Genomic DNA, 21081 nt, shown 5'->3' with positions numbered 1-21081 from the left:
GCATGGCCCGCTCCTACAGAGAGACACAAAAAAGCCCCGCAATCGCGGGGCTTTTTCAGTTCGACGCCGGGCTCAGTGATACTGCGCCGACAGCTCGTGCACCGCCTCGAAGAAGGCGCCGGCATGGGCCGGATCGACTTCCGGGGTCACGCCATGGCCGAGGTTGAACACGTGGCCATTGCCGTTACCGAAGGCGCCGAGGATGCGCGCGACTTCGGCGCGGATGGCCTCCGGCTTGGCGTAGAGCACCGCCGGGTCCATGTTGCCCTGCAGGGCAACCTTGTCGCCGACGCGGGCGCGGGCGCTGCCGATATCGCAGGTCCAGTCCAGGCCAAGCGCTTCTGCACCGGTATTGGCCATGGACTCCAGCCACAGGCCGCCGCCCTTGGTGAAGAGGATCACCGGCACGCGGCGACCTTCGTGTTCACGGATCAGGCCATCGACGATCTTCTGCATGTAGGCCAGGGAGAATTCCTGGTACGCCGCCGCCGACAGGCTGCCACCCCACGAATCGAAGATCTGCACCGCCTGCGCGCCAGCGAGAATCTGGCCGTTGAGGTAGCTGGTGACCGACTGCGCCAGCTTGTCCAGCAGCGCGTGCATGGCCTGCGGGTTTTCGTAGAGCATCGCCTTGGACTTGCGGAAGTCGCGGCTGGAACCGCCTTCGACCATGTAGGTGGCCAAAGTCCAGGGGCTGCCGGAGAAGCCGATCAGCGGCACGCGGCCGTTCAGCTCGCGGCGGATGGTGCGCACGGCGTCCATCACGTAGCCCAGGTCCTTTTCGGGTTCGGGGATCGGCAGGGCTTCGATGTCGGCCAGGCTGCTCACGACCTTCTTGAAACGCGGGCCTTCGCCGGTCTCGAAGTACAAACCCTGGCCCATGGCGTCGGGGATGGTGAGGATGTCGGAGAAGAGGATCGCCGCGTCCAGCTGCGGGTAGCGGTCCAGCGGCTGCAGGGTCACTTCGCAGGCCATCTGCGGGTTCATGCACAGGCTCATGAAGTCACCGGCCTTGGCGCGGGTGGCGCGGTACTCCGGCAGGTAGCGGCCGGCCTGGCGCATCATCCAGACGGGGGTGACATCGACGGGCTGCTTGAGCAGGGCGCGAAGGAAGCGATCGTTCTTCAGGGCAGTCATAACGGCATCCGGAAAAAAAGTGCGGGCATTTTCGCAAAGCCCAAACGAAAAGGCACGGCGGGTGCCGTGCCTTTTGTCCGTCGCGGCATTCTGCCGCAGCGATATGCGTGCTTTTTGTAGGAGCGAGCTTGCTCGCGAACAAAGCCCGCAGCGGGGCCAGGGTTCGCGAGCAAGAACCAGGTGTCCCCCTCGCTCCTACACGCCCAGTCTCAGACGCCCAGGTAGTCGAGGATACCTTCGGCAGCCGTGCGGCCTTCGAAGATCGCCGTCACCACCAGGTCGGAACCACGGACCATGTCGCCACCGGCGAAGATCTTCGGGTTGCTGGTCTGGTGCTTGAACTGCGAGGCGGCCGGGGCGATGACGCGGCCCTGGCTGTCGATTTCCACCTGGTGCTGGTCGAACCACGGCGCCGGGCTCGGGCGGAAGCCGAAGGCGATCAGCACGGCTTCCGCCGGGATGATTTCCTCGGAACCCGGGATCGGCTCGGGGCTGCGACGGCCACGGGCGTCGGGCTCGCCGAGACGGGTCTCGACCACCTTCACGCCTTCCACCTTGTCCTCGCCGACGATGGCGATGGGCTGGCGGTTGAAGAGGAACTTCACGCCCTCTTCCTTGGCGTTCTTCACCTCTTTGCGCGAGCCGGGCATGTTTTCTTCGTCACGGCGGTAGGCGCAGGTCACGCCTTTCGCGCCCTGGCGGATCGAGGTGCGGTTGCAGTCCATCGCGGTGTCGCCACCGCCCAGTACCACGACGCGCTTGCCCTTCATGTCGACGAAGTCTTCCGGCGACTTCTCGAAGCCCAGGTTGCGGTTCACGTTGGCGATCAGGAAGTCCAGCGCATCGTGCACGCCGGGCAGGTCCTCGCCGGGGAAGCCGCCTTTCATATAGGTGTAGGTGCCCATGCCCATGAACACGGCATCGTACTCATCGAGCAGTTGCTCCATGGTCACGTCCTTGCCGATCTCGGTGTTCAGGCGGAACTCGATGCCCATGCCGGTGAAGACTTCGCGACGGCGCGACAGCACCTGCTTCTCCAGCTTGAACTCGGGGATGCCGAAGGTCAGCAGGCCGCCGATTTCCGGGTTCTTGTCGAACACCACCGGGGCAACGCCGTTGCGCACCAGCACGTCGGCGCAGCCCAGGCCGGCCGGGCCCGCGCCGATCACGGCGACGCGCTTGCCGGTGGGCTTGACCTTGGACATGTCCGGGCGCCAGCCCATGGCGAAGGCGGTATCGGTGATGTACTTCTCCACCGAGCCGATGGTGACCGCGCCGAAACCGTCGTTCAGGGTGCAGGCGCCTTCGCACAGGCGGTCCTGCGGGCACACCCGGCCGCAGACTTCCGGCAGGGTGTTGGTCTGGTGGGACAGTTCCGCGGCGGCGAGGATGTTGCCTTCGGAGACCAGCTTCAACCAGTTGGGGATGAAGTTGTGGACCGGGCACTTCCACTCGCAGTACGGGTTGCCGCAGCCCAGGCAACGGTGGGCCTGGTCAGCCGCCTGCTGCGGCTTGAACAGGTCGTAGATTTCCACGAACTCGCGCTTGCGCTGGCGAAGAAGCTTCTTCTTCGGATCCTTGCGCCCGACTTCGATGAACTGGAAGTCATTGTTAAGACGTTCAGACATTTTCAGACCTCATCAAACTTCAGGCGCTTATTGCGGGTTGGCACGAGTGCTGGAGAGCAGGGAACCGAGGCTGGCGGCCTTCGGTTTCACCAGCCAGAACCGACGCAGGTAGTCGTCGAGGTTCTCCAGCAGATGTGCGCCCCACTCGCTCGCCGTTTCCGCCACGTACTCGACCAGCACCTTGCGCAGGTGGCTGCGCTGGGCTTCCATCGCCTCGCCGCTGATCCGCTGGATTTCCACCAGCTCATGGTTCACGCGGTCGACGAAGGTGTTGTCCAGGTCGAGGACATAGGCGAAGCCGCCGGTCATGCCGGAGCCGAAGTTGTAGCCGGTCTTGCCCAGAACGCAGATGAAACCGCCGGTCATGTATTCGCAGCAGTGGTCACCGGTGCCTTCCACGACGGCATGGGCGCCGGAGTTGCGCACGCCGAAACGCTCGCCCGCGGTACCGGCGGCGTACAGCTTGCCGCCGGTGGCGCCGTACAGGCAGGTGTTGCCGACGATGGCCGACTCCTGCGACTTGAACGGGCTGCCCTTGGGCGGGGTGACGACCAGCTTGCCGCCGGTCATGCCCTTGCCCACGTAGTCGTTGGCGTCGCCTTCCAGGTACAGGTGCAGGCCGCCGGCGTTCCACACGCCGAAGCTCTGGCCCGCAGTGCCCTTGAAGCGGAAGGTGATCGGCGCCTTGGCCATGCCCTGGTTGCCGTGGACCTTGGCGATCTCGCCGGAAATCCGCGCGCCGATGGAACGGTCGCAGTTGCAGATATCCAGTTCGTACTCGCCGCCCTTGGCACCTTCGATGGTGCCGCGGGCCAGGTCGACCATCTTCTCGGCCAGCAGGCCCTGGTCGAACGGCGGGTTCTTCTCGACTTCGCAGAACTGCGGCTTCTCGGCCGGGATCAGGTCGCTGCCCAGCAGCGGCGTGAGGTCGAGGTTGCCCTGCTTGGGCGTCTCGCCCGGCAGGATTTCCAGCAGGTCGGTACGGCCGATCAGTTCTTCCAGGCTGCGCACGCCAAGCTTGGCCAGCCATTCACGGGTCTCGCTGGCAATGAAGGTGAAGAAGTTCACCACCATGTCCACGGTGCCGATGAAGTGGTCCTTGCGCAGCTTGTCGTTCTGGGTGGCAACGCCGGTGGCGCAGTTGTTCAGGTGGCAGATGCGCAGGTACTTGCAGCCCAGGGCGATCATCGGCGCGGTGCCGAAGCCGAAGCTCTCGGCGCCGAGGATGGCGGCCTTGATGACGTCCAGGCCGGTCTTCAGGCCGCCGTCGGTCTGCACACGGACCTTGCCGCGCAGGTCGTTGCCGCGCAGGGTCTGGTGCGCCTCGGCGAGGCCCAGTTCCCACGGGGAACCGGCGTACTTGATGGAGGTGATCGGCGATGCGCCGGTACCGCCGTCGTAGCCGGAAATGGTGATCAGGTCGGCGTAGGCCTTGGCCACGCCGGCGGCGATGGTGCCCACGCCCGGTTCGGAAACCAGCTTCACCGAGACCAGCGCCTGCGGGTTGACCTGCTTGAGGTCGAAGATCAGCTGGGCGAGGTCTTCGATGGAGTAGATGTCGTGGTGCGGCGGCGGCGAGATCAGGGTCACGCCGGGTACGGCATAGCGCAGGCGGGCGATCAGGCCGTTGACCTTGCCGCCCGGCAGCTGGCCGCCCTCGCCGGGCTTGGCGCCCTGGGCCACCTTGATCTGCAGGACTTCGGCATTGACCAGGTATTCCGGAGTCACGCCAAAGCGGCCGGTGGCCACCTGCTTGATCTTCGAGCTTTTCAGCGTGCCGTAGCGCGCCGGGTCTTCACCGCCCTCACCGGAGTTGGAGCGGCCGCCCAGGCGGTTCATTGCCTCGGCCAGTGCTTCGTGGGCCTCCGGCGACAGCGCTCCGAGGGAGATACCGGCGGCGTCGAAGCGCTTGAAGATGGACTCCAGCGGCTCGATCTCGTCAAGGCTCAGCGGCTGCTCGACGGTCTTCACCTTGAGCAGGTCGCGCAGCATCGACACCGGACGGCTATCCACCAGCCCGGTGTACTCCTTGAACTTGGCGTAATCGCCCTGCTGCACGGCGGCCTGCAGGGTGTTCACCACGTCAGGGTTGTAGGCGTGGTACTCGCCGCCGTAGACGAACTTCAGCAGGCCGCCCTGCTGGATCGCCTTGCGGTTGTTCCAGGCTTCGTTGGCCAGCAGCTTCTGCTCGTTCTCGATGTCGAGGAAGCGCGCGCCCTGGATGCGGCTCGGGGTGCCCGGGAAGCACAGGCCGGTGACTTCGTCCGCCAGGCCGATGGCTTCGAACAGCTGGGCGCCACGGTAGGAGGCGATGGTGGAGATGCCCATCTTCGAGAGGATCTTCAGCATCCCCTTGGAGATGCCCTTGCGGTAGTACTTGAAGACCTCGTAGAGGTCGCCCAGCACTTCGCCGGTGCGGATCAGGTCGGCCAGCACCTCGTAGGCGAGGAACGGGTAGACCGCGGACGCGCCGAAGCCCACCAGCACCGCGAAGTGGTGCGGGTCACGGGCGGTGGCGGTTTCCACCAGGATGTTGGAGTCGCAGCGCAGGCCGGTCTGCACCAGGCGGTGGTGCACGGCGCCGACGGCCAGGGCCGCATGCACCGGCAGCTTGCCGGGGGCGATGTGGCGGTCGGACAGCACCAGCAGCACCTTGCCGGCGCGCACGGCTTCCTCGGCCTGGTCGGCGATGTTGCGCACGGCCGCTTCGAGGCCGACGGACTCGTCGTAGTTCAGGTCGATGTGGTGCAGGTCGAAGCCCGGACGCTCCAGGTTCATCAGGGTCCGCCACTTGGCCGGGGAGATCACCGGGGTGGTCAGGATCGCCTGGTTGGCGTGGTGCGGGGACTCTTCGAAGATGTTCTGCTCGATGCCCAGGCAGGTTTCCAGGGACATCACGATCGCTTCGCGCAGCGGGTCGATCGGCGGGTTGGTGACCTGCGCGAAGACCTGGCGGAAGTAGTCGTAGGGCGAACGGATACGCTTGGACAGCACCGCCATCGGGGTGTCGTCGCCCATCGAGCCGACCGCTTCCTGGCCCTGCTCGGCGAGCGGGCGCAGCACCTGGTCACGCTCCTCGAAGGTGACCTGGAACATCTTCATGTATTGCTTGAGCTGGTCGCCGTCGTAGCTGGCAACGCCCTGGTCGTCGTCCAGGGTGGCCTGGATGCGCAGCGCGCTCTGGCGCAGCCACTGCTTGTACGGGTGGCGCGACTTGAGGCGGTTATCGATGTCCTCGGTCTGCAGCAGCTGGCCGGTCTCGGTGTCCACCGCGAGGATCTGGCCCGGGCCGACGCGGCCCTTGGCGATGACGTCCTCGGGCTTGTAGTCCCATACGCCGATTTCCGAGGCGAGGGTGATGTAGCCGTTCTTGGTGGTAACCCAGCGGGACGGGCGCAGGCCGTTGCGGTCGAGCAGGCAGACGGCGTAGCGGCCGTCGGTCAGCACGACGCCGGCGGGGCCGTCCCACGGCTCCATGTGCAGCGAGTTGAATTCGTAGAACGCGCGCAGGTCGGCGTCCATGGTCTCGACGTTCTGCCAGGCCGGCGGAATGATCATGCGCAGGCCACGGAACATGTCCATGCCGCCGGTGACCATCAGCTCGAGCATGTTGTCCATGCTGGAGGAGTCCGAACCCACGCGGTTGACCAGCGGGCCGAGCTCGTCCAGGTCCGGCATCCACTCGTTGGCGAACTTGGCGCGACGGGCCTGGGCCCAGTTGCGGTTGCCGGTGATGGTGTTGATCTCGCCGTTGTGCGCCAGCAGGCGGAACGGTTGGGCCAGCGGCCATTTCGGCAGGGTGTTGGTCGAGAAGCGCTGGTGGAAGACGCAGATGGCAGTCTTCAGGCGCTCGTCGGAGAGGTCCGGATAGAAGGCGGCGAGGTCCGCCGGCATCATCAGGCCCTTATAGATGATGGTCTTGTGCGAGAAGCTGCAGATGTAGTGGTCGGCGTCCTCGGCGTTGGCCACGGAGGAGCGGCGACGGGAGCTGAACAGCTTGACCGCGAATTCCTGGTCGGACAGGCCTTCACCGCCGATGAATACCTGCTCGATCTGCGGCAGGCGCTCCAGCGCCAGGCGACCCAGGACGCTGGTGTCGATCGGCACCTTGCGCCAGCCGACCAGCTTCAGGCCGGCGCGCTCGATCTCGCGGTTCATGTTCGCGCGGGCGGCCTCGGCTTTCACCGGATCCTGGTTGAAGAAGACCATGCCCACGGCGTACTGGCCGGGCAGCTCGGTCGCGAAGGACTCCTTGGCCACGGCGCGCAGGAACTGGTCGGGCTTCTGGATCAGCAGCCCACAGCCGTCCCCGGTTTTCCCGTCCGCGTTGATCCCACCTCGGTGGGTCATGCAGGTCAGTGCTTCGATGGCGGTTTGCAGAAGTTCGTGGCTTGCCTCGCCCGTCATATGGGCAATCAGACCGAATCCGCAGTTATCCTTGAACGTCTCAGGATGGTACAGACCTGCTTTCATAGGGAACTCTCACCGGCAAAACTTTTATAAATTCCAGGGTCTGCTGACGTTTCGCCATCGCCCTGTTTCGCCGTGCAGGCTCGTTTCCCGCGCACCCTAAAGGCTCGGGCCGCATCTATCGTGCAGCGCCGCTTACGCCCCTGGTTCACCTGGAATGACCGTTCCGCGCGAGGTGCCACGTCTTACCCAACGTAGCGGCGGTTCCGGCCCTGGCCATGACGAAACGTCAGCAGACCCTCTTCAAGCACTTCGCCTGTCTACTCGCTCAAGCGGCGAGTTTCCGATAGGCAAAGGGAGGTCATTGTACACACGGGGAAAGCGACGTCACTGAATTTTTTTGACGCACTGCCGACACCCGATGTCGCATTTTTATAAGAATGCAGCAAAAGAAACAACCCAATAAAAAAGCCGAGCCCCAGGAAATGGGGCTCGGCTTTTTCAGTATTGCGACAGTGCGACCTTTCAGCGCGCCCCGGCGATGTCCTGCTGGATGCTGGAGAACGGCCGGGCCCAGGGCTTGGAAGCCTGGATCTTCGCCGGCAGCTTCTTGATCGCGGCCTGGGCGGCATTGCGGTCAGCGAAGTTGCCGTAGGTCACCACATAGAACGGCTTGCCCTGCAGGTTCTTGCGGAAGTAGCGGTAGTCGCCACCGCCCTGCTGGCTGATAAAGGCCTTGGCGCTGGCTTCGGAGCCGGTGCCCAGCACCTGCACGGAGTAGCGCGACCCGGCCTGGGACTGGTACCAGCTGCTGCCGCCGGCGCTGCCGGTGGCTGCGGCAGGCTTGCTGGCTGCGGTCGCTGGCTTGGCGCTGGCAACGGTGGCGGCAGGTTTGGGCGCTGCCGGCTTGGCAGCCTGGACAGGCTTGGCCGGTGCGGTGGCGGCCGGCTTGACCGGCTCCGGACGCGGAGTGGGCGCAGGAGTCGGAGCCGGCTGGATGGCAGCCTGCTGCTGGACGGGAGCCGCCGGCACCGGGTTCAGCGGTTTCGGGCCATTGTTCGCCAGCGGGGTCACCGGCGGCGCGGTGGTGGTCACGGTTGGCGGGATGGCGGCGGAAGGCATGCTGCCTTCGTCGGCATCTTCCTGGCCACCGGCCTGGGCCATGGGTTCGCGGATCACCGGCTGGCTTTCGCCTACCAGCGGCAGCGGCAGCGGCTGGTTGGAGCCAGCGAATTCCACCGACGGGCCATTGCCCTGGGCATCCGGCTGCGGCTGCGCGCTCGACTGCGGAGCAGCACCGCCACCCAGCGGCAGTTGAGACGACGTCTGTGCGGCAGTGTTGCTCGCGGTCTCCGGCTTGGTGGTCTTGCCCTGCATGAACCAGGCGGCGATGACGCCAATGGCAACCACGCCCAAGATGGCCAGATGCTTCTTCGGCAGCTTGAAGCCGGCACCGGCCGCCTTGCGCTCGCCGCTGCGGTCCGCCAGCATCGCTTCGATCATCGCGTCGCGGGCGGTCTGGTTGATGGTGCCCGGCCAGCCGCCGGATTGTTCGTGGATGTCGGCCAGCAGGTCGGCGGAGATCAGCTCGATGCCCTGCCCCGCGCCTTCCAGGCGCTGCGCGAGGTACTCGCGGGTCTCTTCCTCGCTGTAGGGCTGCAGTTCGATGGCGTGGAAGCGCTCCTCGCCTTCGGACAGCACTTCCAGGCGCGACAGCAGCTCGGGCTCGCCGAACAGGAAGACGTGCAGGCGCGCCTCGGAGTTGCCGGCGGCCAGCAGCAGGAGGACTTCCAGGGCGTCGTCGCGCAGTTGCTCGGCGTCATCCACCAGCAGATAAACGTCCTGCCCGGTAATCGCCAGTTGAGCCACCTTGGCGAGGATCGCCTCGATGCTGGTCTGGGTGATGCCCAGGCCTTGCGCGAGCTGGCGCAGCAGAGTGGCTTCATCGGTCACCGAGCGACCGGAAATCACCACGCTGGAGACGGCATCCTTGTTGGTGCTGGCCACCAGGGCCTGGCGCAACAGGGTCTTGCCACTGCCCAGCGGGCCGGTGACAGCCAGCAGCAGCTGGCTGTAACGCGCCAGGTGGTGCAGCTGGCCCAGTACGGGCTTGCGCTGCGCCGGGAAGAACTTGAAGCCCGGAACCCGCGGTGCGAACGGATCGTGGCTGAACTGGTAGTGGGCCAGGAAGGCCTCATCGGCATGCAAGCTGGACATGGGACCTCAGTGTTCTCCTGCCTGACCGACCAGTGCCTGGTAGTCAGCGCGCAGTGTTTCTTCCAGAATCTCACGGGGGAATTCGGCGGTCACGACCGCGCCCCCCAGCCCTTGGAGCAATACCAGACGCAGACGGCCATCGAGCACTTTCTTGTCAACGGCCATGTGCTCGAGAAAATGCTCGGCATTCATTTCCTGCGGCGGCACCACCGGCAACTTCGCCGCGGCGAGCAGGCGGATGCCCCGATCGAGCTCGGCCTTTGTCAGCCATCCCAGCCGATGCGACATCTCAAGTGCCATCACGGTTCCCGCACCCACGGCTTCGCCGTGCAGCCAGACGCCATAACCCATGTGCGTCTCGATGGCATGGCCGAAGGTGTGGCCCAGATTGAGGGTCGCGCGGACGCCGGTTTCCTTCTCGTCGGCGCCGACCACGCGGGCCTTGGCCGCGCAGGAGCGCTCGATGGCTTCGGTCAGCGCCGTCGACTCCAGCGCCAGCAGGTCGTCCATGTGCGCTTCCAGCCAGGAGAGGAAGGGCTCGTCGCAGATGAAGCCGTACTTGATCACTTCCGCCAGGCCTGCCGACAGCTCGCGCGGCGGCAGGGTCTTCAGGGTTGCGGTATCGATGACCACCGCCTGGGGCTGGTAGAACGCCCCGACCATGTTCTTGCCCAGCGGGTGGTTGATGCCGGTCTTGCCGCCCACGGAGGAATCCACCTGGGACAGCAGGGTAGTCGGCACCTGGATGAAATCGACGCCACGCTGGTAGCAGGCCGCGGCGAAACCGGTCATGTCGCCGATGACGCCGCCGCCGAGGGCGATCAGGGTGGTCTTGCGGTCATGGCGCGCGGTCAGCAGGCCATCGAAGATCAGCTGCAGGGTTTCCCACTGCTTGTAGGCCTCGCCGTCGGGGAGCACGACCGTGGTGACCTTGTAGCCGGCCAGGGTCTTCTGCAGTCGATCCAGGTACAGCGGCGCGATGGTTTCGTTGGTGACGATGGCTACCTGGCGGCCGCGAATGTGCGGCTCGAAGTAGCGCAGATCATCCAGCAGCCCTTCGCCGATATAGATCGGGTAGCTGCGATCGGCCAGATCGACGTTGAGTGTGCGCATGAAACCCCCAGGCAAGAAAGGGGACTAGGATACCGCAGATTGCAGCGCCGTTAATGGCGCTCCAGCTCACGCAGGCGCTCGATGATCTCCAGCACGACAAGACGCGGAGGCCGCTCGTCGGTTTCGATGATCACGTCGGCAATTTCGCGATAAAGCGGATCGCGCATCTGCATGAGATCACGAAGGATCTGCTCCGGATTGGGCTTCTGCAGCAACGGGCGATTCTTGTCGCGCGCCGTGCGGGAAATCTGCTGCTCGACCGAAGCGTGCAGGTAGATCACCTTGCCGCCACCCTTGAGGATGTGCCGATTGGCCTCACGCATGACGGCGCCACCGCCCGTGGCGATGACCATGCCCCCTTCATCGCACAGCTCGGCCAGCATCGCCTGCTCACGCTCACGGAAGCCAGCCTCGCCCTCGACATCGAATATCCAGGGGATGTTGGCTCCGCAGCGCTGCTCGATCTCTTTATCCGAATCTTTGAAGACGAGGTGAAGCTCTTTGGCGAGAAGACGCCCGATGGTGCTTTTACCAGCTCCCATCGGGCCTACCAGAATCAAATTGGACACGACATTGATCAACGGCCGATTGCAATGGCCTGATTATTCATGATCCGCGGGGTAAGGAAAACCAGCAGCTCGTTCTTGCTGTCGGTCACATAGTCGTTCTTGAACAGGCGGCCGATCATCGGCACGTCGCCCAGGAACGGCACCTTGGCCGTGGACTTGGTCTGGGTGTTGGAGAACACGCCACCGATCACGATGGTTTCGCCATCGTTGACCAGCACTTTCGCGTTCACCTCGTTCTTCTTGATCGGCGGTACGCCGTTCAGGGCGTTGGCGTAGTCCGGCTCGTCCTTGTTGACCTTCACTTCCATGATGATGCGGTTGTCCGGAGTGATCTGCGGGGTCACCTCCAGGGACAGCGCCGCCTCCTTGAAGGACACCGAGGTCGCGCCGCTGGAGCTGGCTTCCTGGTAGGGAATCTCCGAGCCCTTCAGGATCTTCGCGGTTTCCTTGTCCGAGGTAACGACCTTCGGCTGGGACACCACTTCGCCATTACCGGTTTTCTCCATCGCGTTGAGCTGGAGGTCCAGGATGGTGTTGTTGGTGGTGAAGCCGATGCTGATGCCCGAAGTCGGGGTGGCATTCGAAGTACCGAGGTCAACGAAGGTGTTGCCGGTGCTGTTGGTGCCGCCGGAGACGTCGAAGTTGCCATGACCGGAGAGCGAGCCGCTCCAGTTCACACCCAGTTCCTTGGTGTAGTCGACGTTGGCTTCGACGATACGCGCCTCGATCATCACCTGACGAACCGGAATGTCCAGCTGGGCAACGATGCGGCGCAACTCGTCCAGGCGATCCTGGGTCTGATAGGCAATGATGCTGTTGGTGCGGTCATCCACGGTGATCGAACCGCGGTTGTCGCCCTGTGCAGCCGCCGCAACGCCCGGAGCGCTAGCACCGCTGCCGGTAACGGAGCTGAACAGCTTGGCGATGTCCGCCGCCTTGGCGTAGTTCACCTGAATCAGCTCGCGACGCAGCGGAGCCAGCTCGGAGATCTGCTTCTGCGCTTCCAGTTCCTGGCGCTCGCGAGCCGCGATCTCGTCAGCCGGCGCGACCAGCAGTACGTTGCCGACCTTGCGCTTGTCCAGGCCCTTGGTCTTGAGTACCAGGTCCAGCGCCTGATCCCACGGCACGTTCTGCAGGCGCAGGGTGATGTTGCCCTGTACGGTGTCCGAAGCCACCAGGTTCAGGTCGGTGAAGTCAGCGATCAGCTGCAGCACCGAACGCACATCGATGTCCTGGAAGTTAAGCGACAGTTTTTCACCGGTGTAGGCGAAGGTGTCCTTCTTGCGCTTCTCGGCATCGTCCTGGGTCAGAGGCTTGATGCTGACGGTCATGCGATTGTCGGTCTGGTAGACGAGGTAGTCGTACAGACCGGTCGGCTCGATGGTGATGCTGGCCTTGTCGCCGACTGCGGATGCGTTGACCAGCTGTACCGGGGTAGCGAAGTCCTTCACGTCCAGGCGGACGCGCAGATTGTCCGGCAGTTGGGTACGCGGGAAGTCCAGGCGAATCTTGCCGCCCTGCTCCTGAATGTCCGGACTGACCGTCGGATCGGACAGGTCGATCACGACATTGCCTTCGCCTTGCTCGCCACGCTGGAAGTCGATATTACGAATCGCCTTTCCAGCCGGGACGTACGGTTTGGGCTGAGCGGGCTTGGCCGCTGGAGCTGCTGCCGGCGCCGCGGAGGCGTAGGAGCTGGAAGTCGCTGCGCCCGCACCCACCACGACGTACAGGTTCGAACCTTCCGCACGGGTGCTGTAGGGCACGAGAGTCGCCAGATTGACGATCAGGCGAGTACGGTCCTTCGCCTCGACCACGGTCAGGCTGCGGGCATTGCCCACTCCCAGCTCGCGATTCTTGCTGCCCAGTTTGTTCTGCACACCCGGCAGGTCCAGCGCGATGCGCGCCGGCTGCTCGATGGTGTAGCCACGCGGCGCAGCCACCGGCTCGTCGAAGCCCAGTTTCAGCTCCACGCGATCGCCCGGCAGCGCCGCCACGTCGACACTCTGCAGGTTCGCGGCCAGCAGAGCCGGCGCGAATACGGCCGCGAGCACGGAAATGCCGAGGCGGGAAAGCTTTCTATTCATCGTCTGAATCCGTCGTGCAGACTGCTGTTTGTTATCCATGTTCATCCCCGCCCTTAGGAGCGTTCCTTGAGAGTCAGACTGCGCGGACGCTCCAGCCAGCCACCCTCACCATCAGGAACGATTTCAATCACGTCGATCTTGGCTTCGTTGATCGCAACGATCTTGCCGTCGTTGCGCCCAAGGTAGTCACCCACTCGCACCCGATGCACCCCTCCTGCACCTTTCACGAGGGCAAATACCTGACTGTCCTTGGCCAGGGTGCCGACCATTTCAAAGGTTTCGATGTTGAAGCCTTCAAGGAACTGCTTGACCCGTGTTTCGTCGGGCTTGATGACTCTGTTGCCCTTCTGCTTGATCGCCAGGTCGATCTTCACCGGCGGCTGGAATGGGCTGCGCAGGGACGAAGCGCTATAGGTAAAGGCCTCATAGGTCTGGAACTTGGGCAGCGGCTCGATCGTCCCCTTCGGGCGAGCGCGGACTTCATCCATGTAACCCTGCAGGTCGGCAAAATCACTACCCGAACCACAACCGTTCAAGGTCAGGAGCAGGAAACTGCAAATGATCAGGCGCCCCCTCATTTCTTAGCTCCTGTCTTCGCTCCAGCCGCCGGGGCAGTAGCCTTCACGCCCTTGTCGTTGTACCGGTAGGTTTTCGCCAGGATGCTCATGCGCAGCTTGGAGGTGCTGTCCGAGCTCGCCGGCTTGATGTCGAAGTCATGCAGCGTGACGATCCGCGGCAGGCTGGACACGCCACTGACGAAGGTCGCCAGGTCGTGGTACCCGCCTACGACGCTGATCTGGATCGGCAGCTCGATATAGAACTGCTGAGTCACTTCCGGCAGCAACTTGATCTCTTCGAACTCCAGCCCGCTACCCAGTCCGGTGCGGGTGATGTCTTCCAGCAGACCGGGCACCTCGGTATCACTCGGCAGTTGACGCAGCAAGGCGCCGAAGGATTCTTCCATCTCCTTCATCTGCACCTTGTAGGCTTCCAGGTTCGCCGCCTGGAAGGCCTTGGTCGAGAACTGCTGCTTGAGGGTCTGTTCTTCCTCGCGATTGCGATCGAGCTGCCCCTGCAGGTCCTTCAGATGGAAGTTGTAGCCAAGCGCCAGAACCACGGCCATCAGCAGGATACAGGCGATGACCTTGACTGCCGCCGGCCAGGAACCAAGGTTGTTCAGGTCAAGATCGTTGATATCGACCTTGCGCAAGCTCTCCAGAGAACTGGCCAGACTCATTTCTTGGCTCCTTGCGGGGTACTCTGCTTGTCCTGCTCCTCGCTGCCGGGCTGGGTCTGCTGCACCGTCAACTGGAAGACGTTCGCCTGATCCAGGGCGCCCTGGGTAACGGCCTTCACTTCGGTCAGGTTCGGCGAAGTCAGCCACTCGGACGAATCGAGATTGCGCATGAGATTGGAGACGCGGTTGTTGGACTCGGCCGCGCCGGCAATGGCAATGGACTTCCCGGACATCTTCAATTCAGTGAAGAAGACGCCATCGGGCAAAGTGCGGACCAGTTGGTCGAACACCCGGCCGATGATCGGGCGGTTGCCCTGCAGGTCCTGAATGATCTTCATCCGCTCCAGCAGTTGCTGGCGACGGGTCTTCAGCTCACTGATCTCCTTGATTCGAGCATCCAGCACGGCGATTTCCTTGCGCAGGAAGTCGTTGCGCGCAGCCTGGTTCTCGATGGCAGAGTTGAAGTACTGATCACCCAGGAAAACGATCGCCCCGGAAGCCAGCAGAACGGCACCCAGGATCACCAGAAAGCGCTGTTTGCGCTCCTCGCGCAGCTGCTCCCGCCACGGCAATAGGTTGATGCGTGCCATCAGTCGAAACTCCTCATCGCCAGACCGCAGGCAATCATCAGCGCAGGCGCATCACTGGCCAGCGCACCGGCGTTGACCTTGCCGCTCAGCACCATGTCTGCGAACGGGTTGGCCACCAGGGTCGGAGTGCCGATCTTCTGCTGGATCAGGCGATCCAGGTCAGGGATGGACGCAGTGCCTCCCGCCAGCAGGATGTAGTCCACATCGTTGAACTGGCCGGCCGCGAAGAAGAACTGCAGCGAACGCGACACCTGCTGAACCACGGCGTCCTTGAACGGCTGCAGCACTTCGCTGTCGTAGTCATCCGGAAGACCGCCCTGCTTCTTGGCAAGACCCGCTTCCTCGACCGACAGCCCATAGCGACGCTGGATCTCCTCGGTGAGCTGACGCCCGCCGAATAGCTGCTCACGCGTATAGATGGTGCGGCCGTGGTGCAGGACGCTGAGCGTGGTCATGGTGGCGCCGATATCGACCACCGCAACTGTGAGCTCGTCGGCATTGCCACCCAGCTGGTCTCCCAGCAGACTGAACGCTCGCTCCAGCGCGTAGGCTTCGACATCGACGACCTTGGCCGTCAGGCCCGCGAGCGCCAGCGCGGCTTCACGCACCTCGACGTTCTCCTTCCGGCAAGCGGCGAGAAGAACATCGACGCGATCCGCGTTGCGTGCGGACGTGCCCTGCACCTCGAAGTCGATCGCGACCTCTTCGAGGGGATAGGGGATGTACTGGTCGGCCTCGATCTTGAGCTGATTCTCCAGCTCGTCGTCCGAGAGTCCGCCGTCCATCTCGATGGTTTTGGTGATGACCGCCGAGCCGGCAACCGCGACTGCAGACGTCTTCACTGCGGTCCGCGCCTTGGCGACCACACGTGACAACGCCTGGCCGACACCCTCCAGCTCAGCGATGTTCTTTTCTACCACTGCATTGGGCGGGAGCGGCTCGACAGCGTAGGCCTCTACTTTGTAGCGGCCTCCAGAGCGGCTCAATTCGAGAAGTTTGACCGAAGTCGAACTGATGTCTATCCCCAGCAGCGTGTTCGCTTTCTTATTGAAGAGCCCTAGCACGACTGATTTCCTATCAGCATCCGAGACTTACGGACGATTTATGTTTTTCCACATTAGATACCAGACTTGACAGCTTCGCAAATGGCTCGCCAGCAAAAAAACTGCTTATAATGTGATCAGCTTTTCCCTTTTTACCGCGCCATCCGCTTAACTCTTTCTTTTCCCTGGAAATCCAAGACCTTCCCGATGCGCCTGCTGAAGTTTCTGTGGTGGACCTGCGTCACCATTATTTGTGGAGTGCTGCTCAGTTTCAGCGGCGCCTATCTGTACCTCAGCCCGAACCTCCCGTCCGTGGAGGCCTTGCGCAACGTGCGGTTGCAGATGCCGTTGCGCGTGTACAGTGCTGATAACAAATTGATAGCAGAGTTTGGCGAGATGCGCCGAACGCCGATTCGATTTGCTGAAATCCCCCCGGATTTCACCCACGCACTGTTATCGGCTGAAGATGACAATTTCGCCAACCATTATGGCGTGGACGTCAAAAGCCTGATGCGTGCTGCCGCGCAATTATTGAAGACCGGCCACATCCAGACCGGCGGCAGCACCATCACCATGCAGGTGGCGAAGAACTACTTCCTCACCAACGAGCGAAGTTTCTCCCGCAAGATCAACGAGATCCTGCTCGCCCTGCAGATCGAGCGCTCGCTCACCAAGGACGAGATCCTCGAGCTCTACGTCAACAAGATCTACCTGGGCAACCGCGCCTACGGCGTCGAAGCCGCGGCGCAGGTCTATTACGGCAAGTCCATCAAGGACCTGAGCCTGGCGCAGATGGCGATGATCGCCGGCCTGCCCAAGGCCCCGTCGCGCTACAACCCGCTGGCCAACGCCGCACGCAGCCTAGAACGTCGCAACTGGATTCTCGAGCGCATGCTCAAGCTCGGCTTCATCGACCAGCCACGTTATCAGGCCGCCATCCAGGAGCCGGTTGGTGCGTCCTACCACGTCCAGACTCCGGAGCTGGCAGCCCCGTACATCGCCGAGATGGCCCGCGCCGAACTGGTCGGCCGCTTCGGCGGCGACGCCTACACCGAGGGCTATCGCGTCTACACCACGGTGCGCAGCGACCTGCAGGAAGACGCCAACACCGCCCTGCGCGAAGGCCTGCAGGATTACGACCAGCGGCACGGCTACCGTGGCCCCGAGACGCGCCTCCCCGGCAAGACCCGCGACGCCTGGCGCCAGGCTATCGCGCAGCAGCGCCCGCTGGGCGGCCTGGAACCGGCCATCGTCGTCCAGGTCGAGAAGAGCGGCGCCATGGTCATGACCCGCGACGGCAAGGAAGAAGCCCTGAGCTGGGACGGCATGAAGTGGGCCCGCCCCTACCTGAGCAACAACAGCATGGGCCGCATGCCCAGCCAGCCCAGCGATGTGGTGCAGGCCGGCGACGTGATCCGCGTACAGCGCAAGGACGACGGTTCGCTGCGCCTGACCCAGGTGCCGGCCGCGCAGAGCGCCCTGGTCTCGCTCAACCCTCAGGACGGCGCGATCATGGCGCTGGTGGGCGGCTTCTCCTTCGAACAGAGCAACTACAACCGCGCCACCCAGGCTCGTCGCCAACCTGGCTCCAGCTTCAAGCCGTTCATCTACAGCTGTGCGCTGGACAACGGCTTCACCGCCGCCTCGCTGATCAACGACGCCCCGGTGGTGTTCTACGACGAGTACCTGGACAAGGTCTGGCGTCCGAAGAACGACACCAACACCTTCCTCGGCCCGATCCCGATGCGCGAGGCGCTCTACAAGTCACGCAACATGGTGTCGATCCGCATTCTCCAGGCCCTGGGCGTCGACCGTGCACGCAACTGCATCAGCAAGTTCGGCCTGAACAAGGACGACCTGCCGCCGAACCTGTCCATGGCCCTGGGCACCGCGACCCTGACGCCCATGGAGATCGCCAGTGCCTGGACCGTCTTCGCCAACGGCGGCTTCAAGGTCGTGCCCCACATCGTGCAGCGCATTGAAAGCCGCGACGGACAGGTACTGTACCAGGCCAACCCGCCGAGCATTCCGCAGAACGAGGAACAGGTGCAGACGCAGGCGCAGCCACAACCGGCCGCTACCGACGCCTTCGGCAACGACGATCCGAGCCAGTCGAAGACCACCATCGAGCCAGCGGCCGCCGAGCGCGTCATCGATGCGCGCACCGCGTACATCATGACCAGCATGCTGCAGGACGTGATCAAGCGCGGCACAGGCCGTCGCGCACTGGCACTCAAGCGCGATGATCTGGCGGGCAAGACCGGCACCACCAACGAATCGAAAGACGCCTGGTTCTCCGGCTTCAACGCCGACTACATGACCACCGTCTGGGTCGGTTTTGACCAGCCGGAAAGCCTCGGCCGCGCCGAATACGGTGGCAACGTCGCCCTGCCGATCTGGATGCGTTACATGGGCGCGGCATTGAAGGACAAACCGTCGCACCTGCTGCCCGAGCCACCCGGCCTGGTCAGCCTGCGCATCGACCCGGTCACTGGCCGTGCTGCGCCTCCTGGCACCCCGGGCGCGTACTTCGAACTGTTCAAGAACGAAGACACGCCGCCGTCGATGAACGAACTGGCGCCCGGCAGCGCTCCCGGCAGCGGCATGCCGGCGGACGAAGAAGCGCCGATCGACCTGTTCTGACAGAAAGGCCCCTCCCCGGAGGGGCCTTCTCATTTTCGGGAATCATTCCCGACAAAATCATGGCATTTAGCCAAAGCATTGATTAATCTGGGCTTTGCGGCGGCGAACAACCCCAGGCGACCGACCCCATCCGGCACGTCAGGGGCTTCCCGCAGCAACTTCATCAGGAGTTTCGGATGCCGCGCCCCCTGTTTGGCTGGCTGTTCTGCCTGATCGCCCTTCTGCTCGGCGCGCCCCTGTTGCGCCTGCTCGCACAGCCACGCTCACTCGAGCCGGCGCCTGACCTCGTCTACCTGGACCAGGTGTTCACCGTGCTGATTGCCAGCGCCGGGCTGGCCGGGCTGTTCATCGCCTTCCTGCTGCACCTTGCCGGGCGAGTCCTGGCGGCACTGGTACTGCTCGTGCCGGCCATCATCCTTTGCGCGTGGCACCTGACCCACACCCATCTCGGCCCGGTTTCGCCCACGACGGAACAATACGAGTGGCTGCTGGCGGGCCTGGCGGTCTATGCGTTGACATTGGCGGGCACCCATTGGCTGAACCAGGGCGAACGCGGCCCGCGCAAATCGCTGCGCTACCTGGGCCTCGCCCTGCTGCTGCCGTGGTGCCTGGGGCTGTTCTACCTCGGGCGCCTCTACTACTGAGGCAGGTCGCGCCAGGTCAGGTAGACGCGCAGGTCGAACTCCAGCTGGTGGTAACCGGGCAGCATGTGCTCGCAGAGCTGGTAGAACGCCTTGTTGTGGTCGCGCTCCTTCAGGTGCGCCAGTTCGTGGACGACGATCATCTGCAGGAATTCGGGGGCCGCGTCCTTGAACAGCGAGGCGACGCGAATTTCCTTCTTCGCCTTGAGCTTGCCGCCCTGCACGCGGGAGATCGCCGTGTTCAGGCCCAGCGCGCGCTGCACCACGTCCAGCTTGTTGTCGTAGAGCACCTTGTCCACCGCCGGCGCGGTGCGCATGTACTGCTGCTTGAGGTCCATGGCGTAGCCGTACAGCGCCTTGTCGCTCTGCACGTCATGACGACCGGGATAGCGGCGCTCCAGGTACTCGCCGAGGCGGTCCTGCTCGATGAGCTGGCGCACCTGGTCCTGGAGTTGTGGCGGATAGGCCTGGAGATAGCGAAGCGGCTGCATGGGAAACGACTGGCGGAGGAAACGCCCGCCAGTCTACCGCATTCCCCGGTCAGGCCAGCGCACGGGTGCTGTAGGCCTCGGTGCGATAGGGGAAGGCGACCTCGCTGCGCCCCTTCAGAGCCGGGTGCGTGGCGATCAGTTCGTGAAGCTGCTCGGCGACGCGCCGCTTCTGCTCGTCGGGCAGCGCCGCGATAAAGCTCACCGACAGAGTGCGCGCGACAATCACCTGCTCTGGTGGGCCGATGTGCTGGTAGCTGAATTCGCGCAGGCGCAGGTCCTCGAAACGCGCGCCGGCAAAGGCACGGCGCCATTGCCCCGTGTGAAAGCGTGGCGTGCTGCCTTCGTAGCGCTCGAGAATGCGCGTCACCTGGGCGACCCAGTCGACACGCTCGTCGCGCACATTCCAGACCAGGCCAAGGTGGCCACCCGGCCGCAGCACGCGATGGATTTCCTCCAGCGCCCGCTCGTCGGCAAACCAGTGGAAGGCCTGGGCGCAGGTCAGCGCATCGATGCTTTCCGCCACCAGCGGCATCGCCTGGGCCGTGCCACTGAGCACCTTCACAGCCGGCAGAGCGGCGCTGAGCTGTTCCCGCATGGCCGCCACCGGCTCGATGGCAGTGACCTGCGCACCGGTGCGCAGCAACAGGGAGGTGAACTTCCCGGTGCCCGCGCCGAGATCGACCACTTCCTTGCCGTCGCCCATGCCCAGCTCCTCGCCGAGCCAGCCCAGCAGCTCGTCGGGATAGTCGGGGCGCCCGTGGGCGTATGCCTTCGCTTCACGGGAGAAACCTTCCTGCGCACTGCCATGTACATCCGTCATCGTGCCTCCAGAGCCGGCCCGGCTCGAGCACCAGCGCTCAGCGGAACCGGCAGGCCTTGCCGTCGAGATAGTTACGGTAGCAGCTGAGCAGACGCGATTCCTTGATACGGCAGCGTTTCTGCCGGCATTCGCTGGAGAACTCGAAGCGGCCACCATCCGGATCGGCGAGCTGGATGCGGATGGCCGGCCAGCCTTTCTTCGGCGCTTTCTCCGGCGTGCTGAGTACGCGGTTCTCGTTTTCCACCAGGGCAGCGCCCGCCTCGGCATAGTCGAAGACGAACAGCAGGGTGCGCGAGGTCTTCAGCGTGCACTCCTGGTGAGTCAGGCAGTTCTGTGCGTCCACCGGCAGGTCCACCGGCGGCTTGGGTGGCGGCGCGACAGGCGCGGCCGGACGCAGCGAACAACCGGCGAGAAGCGTCAGCAGCAGGAAGGCAAGCAAGGCACGCAGCATCGGC

At 63.9% G+C, this 21081-nt stretch carries 16 protein-coding genes; 2 read left to right on the top strand and 14 right to left on the bottom strand.

Features of this window, described 5'->3' with window-relative positions:
- Window positions 1-72: 72 nt before the first annotated feature.
- The 11 genes from hemE to UB43_RS23400 form a co-directional block, all read right to left on the bottom strand.
- Window positions 73-1137: a uroporphyrinogen decarboxylase gene (hemE, locus tag UB43_RS23450; RefSeq protein WP_045215984.1), complete on the bottom strand. Its 1065-nt coding sequence runs from the start codon at window positions 1135-1137 to the stop codon at window positions 73-75.
- A gap of 209 nt (window positions 1138-1346) precedes the next feature.
- Entirely contained in the window at window positions 1347-2765 is a 1419-nt protein-coding gene (locus UB43_RS23445; protein ID WP_045215981.1) for an FAD-dependent oxidoreductase, read from the bottom strand.
- Between the two features lie 27 nt (window positions 2766-2792).
- Complete coding sequence (gene gltB, locus UB43_RS23440; protein ID WP_045215979.1) at window positions 2793-7238, bottom strand: glutamate synthase large subunit; 4446 nt, start codon at window positions 7236-7238, stop codon at window positions 2793-2795.
- 462 nt (window positions 7239-7700) lie between these two features.
- Window positions 7701-9392 carry an AAA family ATPase gene (locus tag UB43_RS23435; RefSeq protein WP_045215977.1) on the bottom strand — a complete coding sequence of 564 codons (1692 nt, stop codon included), beginning with the start codon at window positions 9390-9392 and terminating at the stop codon, window positions 7701-7703.
- A gap of 6 nt (window positions 9393-9398) precedes the next feature.
- The gene (gene aroB, locus UB43_RS23430; RefSeq protein ID WP_045215975.1) at window positions 9399-10505 is read right to left on the bottom strand and encodes a 3-dehydroquinate synthase; all 1107 of its coding nucleotides are present in this window, start codon (window positions 10503-10505) and stop codon (window positions 9399-9401) included.
- Window positions 10506-10555: 50 nt separating this feature from the next.
- A complete protein-coding gene (gene aroK / locus UB43_RS23425; protein WP_082085908.1) occupies window positions 10556-11074 on the bottom strand; it encodes a shikimate kinase AroK in 519 nt (172 codons plus the stop codon).
- 8 nt (window positions 11075-11082) lie between these two features.
- Entirely contained in the window at window positions 11083-13161 is a 2079-nt protein-coding gene (gene pilQ, locus UB43_RS23420; RefSeq protein WP_045215970.1) for a type IV pilus secretin PilQ, read from the bottom strand.
- Between the two features lie 53 nt (window positions 13162-13214).
- Window positions 13215-13739 carry a type 4a pilus biogenesis lipoprotein PilP gene (gene pilP / locus UB43_RS23415; protein WP_045215968.1) on the bottom strand — a complete coding sequence of 175 codons (525 nt, stop codon included), beginning with the start codon at window positions 13737-13739 and terminating at the stop codon, window positions 13215-13217.
- Entirely contained in the window at window positions 13736-14398 is a 663-nt protein-coding gene (gene pilO / locus UB43_RS23410) for a type 4a pilus biogenesis protein PilO (protein WP_045215965.1), read from the bottom strand. The genes pilP and pilO overlap by 4 nt, the downstream gene beginning before the upstream one ends.
- A complete protein-coding gene (pilN, locus tag UB43_RS23405; RefSeq protein ID WP_045215962.1) occupies window positions 14395-14988 on the bottom strand; it encodes a type 4a pilus biogenesis protein PilN in 594 nt (197 codons plus the stop codon). The genes pilO and pilN overlap by 4 nt, the downstream gene beginning before the upstream one ends.
- Window positions 14988-16052 (bottom strand): pilus assembly protein PilM, encoded by a 1065-nt coding sequence (locus tag UB43_RS23400; protein ID WP_017520515.1) that lies wholly within the window; start codon window positions 16050-16052, stop codon window positions 14988-14990. The genes pilN and UB43_RS23400 overlap by 1 nt, the downstream gene beginning before the upstream one ends.
- A gap of 186 nt (window positions 16053-16238) precedes the next feature.
- On the opposite strand from UB43_RS23400, the gene UB43_RS23395 reads away from it, so the two are divergent.
- Together UB43_RS23395 and UB43_RS23390 are read left to right on the top strand one after the other, a co-directional pair.
- Window positions 16239-18674 carry a penicillin-binding protein 1A gene (locus tag UB43_RS23395; RefSeq protein ID WP_045215959.1) on the top strand — a complete coding sequence of 812 codons (2436 nt, stop codon included), beginning with the start codon at window positions 16239-16241 and terminating at the stop codon, window positions 18672-18674.
- A 176-nt stretch (window positions 18675-18850) separates the two neighbouring features.
- Window positions 18851-19318, top strand: a complete 468-nt coding sequence (locus UB43_RS23390; RefSeq protein WP_045215955.1) for a hypothetical protein — start codon at window positions 18851-18853, stop codon at window positions 19316-19318.
- Here the strand turns inward: UB43_RS23390 and UB43_RS23385 are convergent.
- From UB43_RS23385 to UB43_RS23375, 3 genes are read right to left on the bottom strand one after another with little or no spacing between them, the layout of a single operon-like run.
- Window positions 19312-19806 carry a YgjP-like metallopeptidase domain-containing protein gene (locus UB43_RS23385; RefSeq protein ID WP_045215953.1) on the bottom strand — a complete coding sequence of 165 codons (495 nt, stop codon included), beginning with the start codon at window positions 19804-19806 and terminating at the stop codon, window positions 19312-19314. The genes UB43_RS23390 and UB43_RS23385 overlap by 7 nt on opposite strands.
- A 49-nt stretch (window positions 19807-19855) precedes the next feature.
- Window positions 19856-20626 (bottom strand): class I SAM-dependent methyltransferase, encoded by a 771-nt coding sequence (locus UB43_RS23380; RefSeq protein WP_045215950.1) that lies wholly within the window; start codon window positions 20624-20626, stop codon window positions 19856-19858.
- A 37-nt stretch (window positions 20627-20663) separates the two neighbouring features.
- Window positions 20664-21077, bottom strand: a complete 414-nt coding sequence (locus UB43_RS23375; protein ID WP_045215948.1) for a hypothetical protein — start codon at window positions 21075-21077, stop codon at window positions 20664-20666.
- Window positions 21078-21081 lie beyond the last annotated feature (4 nt).

Source organism: Pseudomonas sp. 21, assembly GCF_000955805.1.
Classification (GTDB): Bacteria; Pseudomonadota; Gammaproteobacteria; order Pseudomonadales; family Pseudomonadaceae; genus Pseudomonas.
The sequence above is the reverse complement of the archived record's forward strand: the minus strand, read 5'-3'. Positions and strand labels throughout refer to the sequence as shown.

What these genes read in the sequence shown, in the direction of transcription:
- pilP (WP_045215968.1), bottom strand. Translation starts at nt 13,739, where the DNA reads ATGAGGGGGCGCCTGATCATTTGCAGTTTCCTGCTCCTGACCTTGAAC.
- UB43_RS23435 (WP_045215977.1), bottom strand. Translation starts at nt 9,392, where the DNA reads ATGTCCAGCTTGCATGCCGATGAGGCCTTCCTGGCCCACTACCAGTTC.
- UB43_RS23395 (WP_045215959.1), top strand. Translation starts at nt 16,239, where the DNA reads ATGCGCCTGCTGAAGTTTCTGTGGTGGACCTGCGTCACCATTATTTGT.
- UB43_RS23375 (WP_045215948.1), bottom strand. Translation starts at nt 21,077, where the DNA reads ATGCTGCGTGCCTTGCTTGCCTTCCTGCTGCTGACGCTTCTCGCCGGT.
- UB43_RS23390 (WP_045215955.1), top strand. Translation starts at nt 18,851, where the DNA reads ATGCCGCGCCCCCTGTTTGGCTGGCTGTTCTGCCTGATCGCCCTTCTG.
- pilN (WP_045215962.1), bottom strand. Translation starts at nt 14,988, where the DNA reads ATGGCACGCATCAACCTATTGCCGTGGCGGGAGCAGCTGCGCGAGGAG.
- UB43_RS23445 (WP_045215981.1), bottom strand. Translation starts at nt 2,765, where the DNA reads ATGTCTGAACGTCTTAACAATGACTTCCAGTTCATCGAAGTCGGGCGC.
- pilO (WP_045215965.1), bottom strand. Translation starts at nt 14,398, where the DNA reads ATGAGTCTGGCCAGTTCTCTGGAGAGCTTGCGCAAGGTCGATATCAAC.
- UB43_RS23380 (WP_045215950.1), bottom strand. Translation starts at nt 20,626, where the DNA reads ATGACGGATGTACATGGCAGTGCGCAGGAAGGTTTCTCCCGTGAAGCG.
- gltB (WP_045215979.1), bottom strand. Translation starts at nt 7,238, where the DNA reads ATGAAAGCAGGTCTGTACCATCCTGAGACGTTCAAGGATAACTGCGGA.
- UB43_RS23385 (WP_045215953.1), bottom strand. Translation starts at nt 19,806, where the DNA reads ATGCAGCCGCTTCGCTATCTCCAGGCCTATCCGCCACAACTCCAGGAC.
- hemE (WP_045215984.1), bottom strand. Translation starts at nt 1,137, where the DNA reads ATGACTGCCCTGAAGAACGATCGCTTCCTTCGCGCCCTGCTCAAGCAG.
- aroB (WP_045215975.1), bottom strand. Translation starts at nt 10,505, where the DNA reads ATGCGCACACTCAACGTCGATCTGGCCGATCGCAGCTACCCGATCTAT.
- pilQ (WP_045215970.1), bottom strand. Translation starts at nt 13,161, where the DNA reads ATGAATAGAAAGCTTTCCCGCCTCGGCATTTCCGTGCTCGCGGCCGTA.